Consider the following 8,176-nt stretch of genomic DNA (forward strand, 5'->3'; position numbering starts at 1 on the left):
GCCGGTCAACGTGGAGTCACCGTTGTAGTCGTGCCACGCGCAGTACGCACCCTGGTAGCTGTCCGGGTTCGTGCCGTGCGGGGAGAGGATGACGTAGTACGAGTACCGGTTGGAGGCTGCGGTGGTGTTGCCGAAGTGCGCCGCCGCGTTGACCGCCTCCTGGCCCAGCTGGTGCCCGGACGCCGTACCCGGGGAGGCCGCAGAGTTGTCGTACCAGACGCCGGACAGCGCGCCACCCGTGTCATACGGCACGAAGTTGGCATTGCTGGGGCAGCTGGTCGCTCCGGACGACACGTTCGGGCCGTCGCACCACTGGGTCAGCCCGGCCGACCACAGCTCGCCACCGGTACCGATGCCCTTGAACATCTCCTGGGCGACCGGCGCGCCGCCGTCCGGGTCCCCGGAGAACGTCAGGTCACCGCTGCTGTTGGTGCTCTGGGTGCCCCACTGAGTGCCGTAGAACACCAGGTACACCTTCGCGTGACCGCTCATCACGCCGATACCGTCGATGCCGCCGCCGTACGCCAACGTCTCCGGACCGGTCGCGTTCGGCGTAGCGAGCTGCGGGTGCGCAGCCGAGTACGCGTTCATCTTCGCCAGCTGGGAGATCGTCGGCAGGGCGCCGTGCCGGTACGGGTGACCGTAGGCCGGTGAGTACGGGTTGTTGATCGAGCCGGCCGAGGAAGTGGGGGTGGAGGCCTGGGCGGCGGTCGCGGACATCGCGATCCCGGCACCCAGGGCGATGCTGGCTGCAGCTGCCAGCGTTATCCGTGCGCGACGGCGCACGGTCGATCTCGACGTGTGGGTCACGTGCATTTACCCCTTGTCTCGTGTGTGGCGGCGGCGCTTGTGGGTGCGGCCGACGCACGGGAGCCGGGCCCGCGGGATCGGGGCTCGCGGGATCGCCGCGTCGCCCCGGGGCGCGGCCCGGTGCGGCTTTGTGCGCTGTGCGTGTGCTCGCGACGCCGACGAAACGGAGTGCACGTTGAAGGGCGACGTGCAGCCGGGCCCGATCCGACCGTGTCGCGTTCTAGAGGTCCCGGCGAGACGCGCCGGGGGTGACTCAGCGCCCGTAGGCGCTTGGGCTGGCGCGTCCGGGACACTGAGGCGCAAATTAGCGCTGGGCTTCAGTACGGTCAACAACTACTGACGAAACAGGCGTTCATTGGACAGCTTTTGTGAAACCCCCGGGAATCGGCCGCCGGGCTGCGGCGACGTCCCGGCTGTGCCAGGCTGTCCTCCGTGCGCCAGCTGATCCCCCGCACGAGTCGTGACGCCGAGCCCGACCTCGCGGCCGTCTACGCGTATCCGGGACACGCCCGCCGGTGGATGAGGGCCAACATGGTCGCCTCGGTGGACGGCGCGGCCCAGGCCGACGGCAAGTCGGGCGGCTTGTCCGGAAGCGCCGACAAGCGGGTGATGAGCGTGCTGCGGGCCCTCGCGGACGTGATCGTCGTCGGCGCGTCGACCGTGCGGGTCGAGGGGTACGACAAGCCGCCGAGCCCACCGCGCCCCCAGTTCGCGGCGCTGCGCGCGGAAGCCGGCCAGACCGAGGTCGCCTCCTACGCCGTGGTGAGCGCGAGCCTCGACCTCGACTTCGACTCGCCCCGGTACACCGAGGCGCGCATCCCCACGATCACCATCACGGTCGCCGACGCGCCGACCGACCGCCTCGCCGCCGCACGCGCCGCCGGAGAGGTGATCATCGCCGGGGAGGGCCGGGTCGACATGGCGCTGGCCCTCGACACCATCGCCGGGTCGGGCCGGGGACGGCTGCTGTGCGAGGGCGGCCCGCACCTGCTGTCGGCCATCGCGCATGCCAGCTACCTCGACGAGTTGTGCCTCACCCTCTCGCCCCAGCTGCGCGGAGGAGAGGCGTTCCGCCTGCTCGAAGGGGTGAAACTGGATCCCGCGGTGCCCGTGACCCTGCACACCCTGCTGGTCGAGGAAGGGTTCTTATTCGCCCGCTACCTCACCGCGCCCGAACAACAGCCGCAGCAGTAGGAGCACGCGGGGCGGGAAAGGGCGGATGGATGGACGGACGGCGCGGACAGTCGCGCCTTACCGACCGCTTACCACCCGCGGCCGCCCGCGCGCCCACTCGTCCCAGAGACGTACCCTCGAACCATGGGGTATGAAGTAACCAAATCCGAGGACGAGTGGCGTGCCGAGCTCTCCCCCGCCGAATACCGCGTGCTGCGCCAGGCGGGCACCGAGCAGGCCTTCACCGGCGAGTACACGGACACCGAAACCATCGGCGTGTACAAGTGCCGGGCCTGCGGCAACGAGTTGTTCCGCTCCGACACCAAGTTCCATTCGCACTGCGGCTGGCCGTCCTTCTACGACCCGGCCGACAGCTCCGCCGTCGAGCTGATCGAGGACCGCGCCCTCGGCATGGTCCGCACGGAGGTCCGCTGCGCCCGCTGCGGCTCCCACCTGGGCCACGTCTTCGAGGGCGAGGGCTACCCGACCCCCACCGACCAGCGCTACTGCATCAACTCGATCAGCCTCACCCTCGAGCCGAAGGAGAGCTGACCGAACCGGCGTTCAGGCCGCCGAGGCGCGCGGCCTGATCTCCACAGTCAAGCGCGCATCGAGTGCCTCGGCGAGGCTCGAGGACGGGGAGCGTCGGAACCGTGCCTCCCGCCTCGAACCGTGCCACCGCGGATCGCGCATGCGTGTCTTGCGGAACACCGTCAGCAGGATGACGCGGCGGCAGAGCTTCCAGCAACCGCCTGACCTCCTCTTCCAATTCCACAGCACCCAAGCCATAGCGATGATGCTATGGACTTCTCCCGGCAGGTCGGCGCACTTGATCGCGAGTTTCAGCTGATCTTGTGCAACGTCCGCGATTGGCGGTCGAACACTCGAGCAAGGTGGTAAAAGCGTTCCATGAACTGTCGACGCTCGCCGAAACAGTGACGTCATGGCCACGTGGGAGGACGTGAGCCGGATCGCCTTGGCGCTGCCCGAGACGACTGAGGAGGTCCGGCGGACGAACGCGGTGTGGAAGGTACGCACCAAGCCGTTCGCGTGGGAGCGGCCGCTCGGGAAGGCGGACCGGGCTGCCCTTGGTGACGCGGCGCCGGACGGGGACATCCTGGCCGTGCGGATCGCACAGATCGAGCTGCGGGAGGCGCTGATCGCCTCCGATCCCGCCGTGTACTTCACTATTCCGCACTTCTCGGGCTTTCCGGCGGCACTGGTGCTGCTCGGGGCGATCGACGAGGCGGAGTTGTCGGACGCGCTGGCCGAGGCTTGGCTGTGCATGGCACCCAAACGGGTGGCCGACGCCTTTCTCAAGACGCGGGAGCAGTGACCGCGTCGGCGCCCCACCTGACCTGACCTCGCCTCACTCGGCCGCCTCACCCAGTCGGCCGGTTTTGCAACCAGGCAGGCGGAGGGTTGAACTCGGCACAGCCTGAATCCTGCTGATCCTTTGCGCCGCGCCGGGGGATGCGGTTGGCTAGACGCGACCAGCTGGTACGGACCCGGAGCTGCCCTGATGCGCCTGACCCCCACCGAACGCGACCGCCTGGTGCTGTTCGGCGCGGCGCAGTTGGCGCGGGCCCGGCGGCAGCGTGGGCTCCGGCTGAACGTGCCCGAGGCCACCGCGCTCGTCGCCGACACCGTGTGCGAGGCGGCGCGGGACGGGCTGCGGCTGGCCGAGGCGGTTGAGGCCGGGCGGTCGGTGCTGGGCGTGGACGACGTGCTGCCCGGCGTTCCGGACGTCGTCACCGAGATCCAGGTCGAGGCGGTCTTCGAGGACGGCACCCGGCTGGCGGTCGTCACCGATCCGTTCCGTCGTGCGGATTCTCCGGGGCGGGGGTCGCTCGGCGAGCGCGCGCCGGGGGCGGCGATCCCCCGGGAGGAAGCCGCCGCGGCCGAACGGGAGGTGCTGCGGCTGACCGTCCGCAACACCGGGGACGTGCCGATCTCGGTGACCAGTCACTTCCACTTCTTCGAGGTGAACCGCCGCCTCGCCTTCGACCGTTGTTCTGCGTATGGGATGCGGTTGGACATCCCCGCCGGCTCCTCGACCCGCTTCGAGCCCGGCGTCCCGGTCGAGGTCGGGCTGGTCCCGATCGGCGGCGGGCGGGTCGCGATCGGCTTCTCCGGTCTGGTCGACGGTCCGCTGGACGCTCCGGGCGCCCGGGATGCGGCGCTCGCGCGGGCCGAGGCGGAGGGCTACCTCATGCGCCCGGACCAGGAGGAGGCGCGGTGAGCATCCTGAACGCGCACGACTACATCGCGGTGCACGGCCCACGCGTCGGCGACCGGGTGCGGCTCGGCGACACCGACCTGATCGTCGAGGTCGAGCACGACGCGCAGGCGCCCGGCGACGAGTTCCTGGCCGGGTTCGGCAAAACCGCGCGCGACGGGCTGCACCTCAGGGCCGCGGCCGTCGCGGAGACCTGTGACTTGGTGATCAGCAACGTGCTGATCATCGACGCGGTGTCGGGGGTGCGCAAGGCCTCGATCGGGGTGCGCGGCGGGCGCATCCACGCGATCGGGCGGGCCGGGAATCCGGACACGCTTTCCGGCGTCGACGTCGTCGTAGGAACCGGAACCGCGATCGTCTCCGGCGAAGGCCTGATCGCGACCGCGGGGGCCATCGACACTCACGTGCACCTGTTGTCGCCCCGCATCATGGAGGCCTCGCTCGCCTCCGGGGTGACCACGATCATCGGACAGGAGTTCGGGCCGGTCTGGGGTGTCGGGGTCAACTCGCCCTGGGCGCTGCGCCACGCCTTCAACGCCTTCGACGCCTGGCCGGTGAACATCGGCTTCCTGGCGCGCGGCTCGTCCTCCCATCCGGCGCCGCTGATCGAGGCGCTGGTCGAGGGCGGCGCGAGCGGCTTCAAAGTACACGAGGACATGGGTGCGCACGCGCGGGCGCTCGACACGGCGCTGCGCGTCGCAGAGGACTACGACGTCCAGGTCGCGCTGCACACCGACGGACTGAACGAGGCGCTGAGCGTCGAGGACACCCTCGCCGTGCTCGAGGGCCGCACGATCCACGCCTTCCACATCGAGGGCTGCGGCGGCGGCCACGTGCCGAACGTGCTGCGTCTAGCGGGCGAGCCGAACGTGATCGGCTCCTCGACGAATCCGACGCTCCCGTTCGGACGCGACGCGGTCGGCGAGCACTTCGGCATGATCATGTCGGCGCACGGCCTCAAGCCGGACCTGCCTGGGGACGCGGCGCTGGCCCGGGACCGGATCCGTGCCTCGACGATGGGCGCCGAGGACGTCCTGCACGACCTCGGCGTCATCCCCATCACCTCGTCCGACGCACAGGGCATGGGCCGCGCCGGGGAAACGGTCCGGCGCACCTTCGCGGTCGCGGACAAGATGAAGGGGCAGCTCGGCGCGGAGGCCGTCGATCCGAGCGGCGCACGCCACGACAACGCCAGGGTGCTGCGGTACATCGCGAAGCTGACGGTGAACCCGGCGATCGCGCACGGCCTCGCGCACGAGATCGGCACGCTCGAGCCGGGCAAGCTCGCGGACATCGTGCTCTGGCACCCGGCGTACTTCGGCGCGAAGCCGCAGCTCGTGCTGAAAGCAGGCTTCCCCGCGTACGGAGTCGTCGGCGACCCGAACGCCTCGACGGACCGCTGCGAGCCGCTGATGTACGGCCCGCAGTTCGGGGGCCACGGGGCGACCGCCGCCGACCTGTCCGTGGCCTTCGTCGCGGGCGCCGCGGCCGAGGCCGCCGCGGATCTGTTCCCGACCCGTCGGCGCCGGGTGGCCGTGCGCGGCACCCGCGGCATCGGCCCGAGCGCGATGGTCCGCAACACCCGCACCGGGGCCGTGCGGGTGGCGCCCGCGACCGGCGCGGTCACCCTCGACGGCGAGCCGATCGAATCCGGCCCCTCCGAGCGCGTGTCCTTGTCCCGGCTGTATTTCCTGTAGTCGATCCCGTCCCGATTTCCCCGACCACCGTTCCCCGCACCCCGTACCGCTGTAGGAGCGCGCAGGATGACGACCCCCGCAGACCACGGTTTCTCGATGCCGGCCGAGTGGCTGCCGCACGAGCGCACCTGGATGGCCTGGCCCACCGAGGGATACACGCTCGGTAACGACCCGGCCGAGGCCTATCGCGCGTGGTCACAGGTCGCGAACACGATCGCCCGGTACGAACCGTTGACGATGGTGGTGGACCCGGGCGCCGCCGCCTCCGCCCGGACGTGGCTCGCCCCGGCGGTGACTCAGGTCGAACGGCCGCTGGACGACGCGTGGATGCGGGACATCGGCCCGACGTTCCTGACCGACGGCCGGGGGAACCTGGCCGCGGTGGACTGGATCTTCAACGGCTGGGGCGCGCAGTCCTGGGCGTCCTGGAGCAAGGACGCCGAGATCGCCGAGTCGGTCGCGGAGCTGGCCGAGGCGCGCCGCTTCGCCTCCCGCATGGTCAACGAGGGCGGCGGCATCCATGTGGACGGCGAAGGCACGGTCCTGGTCACCGAGACCGTGCAGCTGGATCCGGGCCGCAACCCGGGCTGGACCCGCGAGCAGGTCGAGGCCGAGCTGCGCGGCTTCCTCGGGGTCCGCAAAGTGATCTGGCTGCCGCGCGGCCTGACCCGCGACTACGGCGAGTTCGGCACCCGCGGCCATGTGGACATCGTCGCGGCGTTCGTCAAGCCCGGCGTCGTCGTCGTCCACAGCCAGCCCGACCCGGCCCACCCCGACCACGAAGTCTGCCGGGAGAACGCGGCGATGCTGCGCGCCGCCACCGACGCCCGCGGCCGCCGCCTCGAGGTGGTCGAACTGCTCGGGCCGACCACGCTGGAAGAGGACGGCGAGCCGGTGGACTACTCGTACATCAACCACTACCTGGCCAACGGCCTGGCGCTGCTGTGCGGCTTCGGCGATCCGCGCGACGAGGCCGCCGCGGAGGTGTTCGCGAAACTGCTGCCCGAGCGGAAGATCGAGTTCGTCGACGCCCGCCCGCTCTTCGCCCGCGGCGGCGGCATCCACTGCATCACCCAGCAGCAGCCTCGGGTCTGACCGCCCGGGCCGGACGTCGTCGCGCTGCCGTCGCGCCGCCGTCGGCTACGGCAGCGCGTCCACGATCTCCGAGACCGAGCGGCGGCGCCCGGTGAAGAAGGGCACTTCGACGCGCACGTGCCGACGCGTCTCCGAGCTGCGCAGGTGGCGCATCAGGTCCACGATCCGGTGCAGCTCGTCAGCTTCGAACGCAAGGATCCACTCGTAGTCGTTAAGCGAGAAGCAGGCGACCGTGTTGGCCCGCACGTCCGGATACTCGCGCGCCATCATCCCGTGCTCGGCGAGCAGCCGCCGCCGCTCCGCCGGATCCAGCAGGTACCACTGGTAGGAGCGCACGAACGGGTACACGCTCACGTACGCGCGCGGCTCCTCTTCCGCCACGAAGGCAGGGACATGACTCTTGTTGAACTCGGCCGGACGATGCAGCGCCATCACCGACCAGACCGGCTCGCTGCAGCGCCCGAGGCGGGTCCGGCGGAACCGCACATACAGGTCCTGCAGGTCATCCGGGCTCGGCGCCACCCACCAGAACATGAAGTCCGCATCCGCCCGGAGACCCTGGACGTCGTAGCAGCCGCGGGTGACGGTGCCCTTGCCCGCCGCCTGGTCAAGCAGGTCGCTCACCTCGGCGGCGGCATTGCCGAGGCCGCCTGACTCAAGCGCGACCCGGTCGGCCACCCGGAATACCGACCACATCGTGTACCGGACCAGTTCGTTGAGATCACGGGCCTTCGGCTTGCGCGCCGTCCCCGCGGCCTCGGTACTCATGCCGCCCGGGCCAGCCATCCCTTGTTCGTCAGCCATGCCACCATTGTCGGCCACGGCGATCACCGGACCGCACCGGTGTTGTCATCTGCCGATGGCCTGGCCGCGAGGAACGTCATCACCTGGCTGGCCGCATCGCGCGCCGTCGCGACGCAGGCGGGTATGCCCACCCCGTCGTACGCCGCGCCGCAGACGGCGAGCCCAGGCTGGGCCGCCACCGTCGCGCGTATCGTGGCTACCCGGTCCAGGTGCCCGACCGTGTACTGGGGCAGGGCGCCGCCCCAGCGGGTCACCCTGGTGGCACTCGGCGCGCCCCGCTCCCCGGTCGCCTCCGCGAGTTCCGCGGCGGCCAGCGCGGCGAGTTCGTCGTCGGCCCGCTGTAGCAGCCCTTCCTCGC

7 protein-coding genes and 2 pseudogenes are annotated in these 8,176 nt (G+C 70.8%); 6 read left to right on the forward strand and 3 right to left on the reverse strand.

The window, feature by feature from the left end; all coding sequences use genetic code 11:
- Positions 1–720: pseudogene (locus VGZ32_RS05625) on the reverse strand (hypothetical protein); the annotation flags it as partial.
- Positions 721–1,242: 522 nt separating this feature from the next.
- Here VGZ32_RS05625 and VGZ32_RS05630 point away from each other — a divergent pair.
- The 6 genes from VGZ32_RS05630 (at position 1,243) to VGZ32_RS05655 (ending at position 7,014) form a co-directional block, all read left to right on the forward strand.
- On the forward strand, positions 1,243–2,004 hold the full coding sequence (locus VGZ32_RS05630; protein ID WP_326884748.1) for a pyrimidine reductase family protein: 762 nt from the start codon (positions 1,243–1,245) through the stop codon (positions 2,002–2,004).
- Positions 2,005–2,127: 123 nt separating this feature from the next.
- Positions 2,128–2,535: a peptide-methionine (R)-S-oxide reductase MsrB gene (gene msrB, locus VGZ32_RS05635; RefSeq protein WP_326884749.1), complete on the forward strand. Its 408-nt coding sequence runs from the start codon at positions 2,128–2,130 to the stop codon at positions 2,533–2,535.
- A gap of 391 nt (positions 2,536–2,926) precedes the next feature.
- Positions 2,927–3,319 carry an MmcQ/YjbR family DNA-binding protein gene (locus VGZ32_RS05640; RefSeq protein ID WP_326884750.1) on the forward strand — a complete coding sequence of 131 codons (393 nt, stop codon included), beginning with the start codon at positions 2,927–2,929 and terminating at the stop codon, positions 3,317–3,319.
- 186 nt (positions 3,320–3,505) lie between these two features.
- Positions 3,506–4,225 carry an urease subunit gamma gene (gene ureA, locus VGZ32_RS05645; protein ID WP_326884751.1) on the forward strand — a complete coding sequence of 240 codons (720 nt, stop codon included), beginning with the start codon at positions 3,506–3,508 and terminating at the stop codon, positions 4,223–4,225.
- Positions 4,222–5,919, forward strand: a complete 1,698-nt coding sequence (locus VGZ32_RS05650) for an urease subunit alpha (RefSeq protein ID WP_326884752.1) — start codon at positions 4,222–4,224, stop codon at positions 5,917–5,919. The genes ureA and VGZ32_RS05650 overlap by 4 nt, the downstream gene beginning before the upstream one ends.
- A 66-nt stretch (positions 5,920–5,985) precedes the next feature.
- On the forward strand, positions 5,986–7,014 hold the full coding sequence (locus tag VGZ32_RS05655; protein WP_326884753.1) for an agmatine deiminase family protein: 1,029 nt from the start codon (positions 5,986–5,988) through the stop codon (positions 7,012–7,014).
- 45 nt (positions 7,015–7,059) lie between these two features.
- On the opposite strand, the gene hemQ is transcribed toward VGZ32_RS05655, so the two are convergent.
- Together hemQ and VGZ32_RS05665 are read right to left on the reverse strand one after the other, a co-directional pair.
- On the reverse strand, positions 7,060–7,782 hold the full coding sequence (hemQ, locus tag VGZ32_RS05660; protein WP_349263495.1) for a hydrogen peroxide-dependent heme synthase: 723 nt from the start codon (positions 7,780–7,782) through the stop codon (positions 7,060–7,062).
- 59 nt (positions 7,783–7,841) lie between these two features.
- Positions 7,842–8,176, reverse strand: a pseudogene (locus tag VGZ32_RS05665) (protoporphyrinogen oxidase); the annotation flags it as partial.

This window comes from Actinocrinis sp. (assembly GCF_035938995.1).
GTDB lineage: Bacteria > Actinomycetota > Actinomycetes > Streptomycetales > Catenulisporaceae > DASZGI01.

Bases quoted from the DNA above. Each gene is read 5' to 3' on its own strand.
- VGZ32_RS05640 (WP_326884750.1), top strand. From the start codon at position 2,927: ATGGCCACGTGGGAGGACGTGAGCCGGATCGCCTTGGCGCTGCCCGAG.
- hemQ (WP_349263495.1), bottom strand. From the start codon at position 7,782: ATGAGTACCGAGGCCGCGGGGACGGCGCGCAAGCCGAAGGCCCGTGAT.
- VGZ32_RS05655 (WP_326884753.1), top strand. From the start codon at position 5,986: ATGACGACCCCCGCAGACCACGGTTTCTCGATGCCGGCCGAGTGGCTG.
- ureA (WP_326884751.1), top strand. From the start codon at position 3,506: ATGCGCCTGACCCCCACCGAACGCGACCGCCTGGTGCTGTTCGGCGCG.
- msrB (WP_326884749.1), top strand. From the start codon at position 2,128: ATGGGGTATGAAGTAACCAAATCCGAGGACGAGTGGCGTGCCGAGCTC.